The organism is Arthrobacter sp. NPDC058097 (genome assembly GCF_042884885.1).
Lineage (GTDB): Bacteria > Actinomycetota > Actinomycetes > Actinomycetales > Micrococcaceae > Arthrobacter.
This window is the reverse complement of record NZ_JBHVSZ010000034.1, coordinates 1-1,267: the sequence shown is the minus strand read 5'-3', so window position 1 is coordinate 1,267 and position 1,267 is coordinate 1. Positions and strand designations below refer to the sequence as shown.

Here is a 1,267-nt window from a genome sequence, read left to right as displayed (position 1 = left end):
CGGCAAAGTCATATGGTCGTAGCAACGCTCTGATAGATGGAGCGTTCAGATGCCAAAGTTGTTTCCCGTCAGTGCCCGTGGTGATTTCCTCGATTTGGTGTGCTCGGGCATGTCGGTCAGTGCTGCTGTCCGGCGTGTCGGAGCCTCGCGCGGTACCGGGAAGAAGTGGTGGGCCCAGTCTGGGCAGATGACGTTGCTTATGGGGGTCAGTGGTGGTCTGGCGGATCCTGCCCCGTCCGCGGAGGGCCCGGGTGGGCGGGCGTTGAGCTCGGAGGAGCGGGGCATGATTCAGATGGGGAGGCTGGCGGGCATGAGTTATGCCGAGATCGGTGCAGCGATCGGGCGGGACAAGTCGGTGGTCTGGCGGGAGGTGAAGCGCAACTCCGGCGAAGACGGGGAGTATTACGCCTCGGTTGCGCATGCGAAGGCCCATCAGGCCAGGCGCCGGCCCAAGCCGTTCAAGCTGGTCGAGGACGAGGATCTCTGCCGGCTGATCGCCGTCTGGATGGACGACGGCTGGAGTCCGAAACTGATCTCGGCGATGTTGGCGTTTTACTTCGGCGATGATCAGACTATGCAGGTGAGCCACGAGACGATCTACCGGGCGCTGTACGTCCAGACCCGCGGGAAACTGCGGGCAGACCTGGCCGAGAAGCTCAGCCTCAAACGGAAACAACGCGTTCCGCACGCCTCAGACCGGGCCAAGAGCAGCCCTTACAAGGACGCCTTCACGATCAGTCAGCGCCCGGCTGAGGTCCAGGACCGGGCAGTCCCGGGCCATTGGGAAGGGGACCTGATCATCGGCTGCGACGGGACCGCCATCGGCACCCTCGTGGAACGCTCGACCCGGTTCACGATCCTGCTGCACCTGCCCGGGGACCACACTGCGGACACCGTCGCCGCGGCGATGATCCGGGAGATGGGCAACCTCCCGGACCACCTGCGCCGGTCGATCACCTGGGACCGGGGCACCGAGCTAGCCGAGTACGCCCGGATCCAAACCGCGCTCGAGACCACGCTCTACTTCTGCGACCCGCACTCACCCTGGCAGCGCGGCACGAACGAGAACACCAACCGGCTCCTGCGGTTCTGGTTCGAAAAAGGCTCCGACCTCTCCGTCCACAGCCCGGACGACCTGAACCGCATCGCAGCCAAACTCAACCGCAGGCCACGACCAACCCTCAACCTCGACACCCCAGCCAACCGGCTCAGCCAGCTGCTACAGGCGGCATAACCCCCCGCGTTGCTCCGACTACTTGAATTTGCC

The 1,267-nt window shown here is 64.6% G+C and carries 1 protein-coding gene; it reads left to right on the top strand.

Annotated features, from left to right (window positions below):
• The first annotated feature begins 49 nt into the window (after positions 1-49).
• Positions 50-1,234, top strand: a complete 1,185-nt coding sequence (locus ACFVTE_RS24520; RefSeq protein ID WP_387105344.1) for an IS30 family transposase — start codon at positions 50-52, stop codon at positions 1,232-1,234.
• The last annotated feature ends 33 nt before the right edge of the window (positions 1,235-1,267 follow it).

Excerpts from the sequence above, each read along its gene's own strand:
- ACFVTE_RS24520 (WP_387105344.1), top strand. The coding sequence starts at position 50 with ATGCCAAAGTTGTTTCCCGTCAGTGCCCGTGGTGATTTCCTCGATTTG.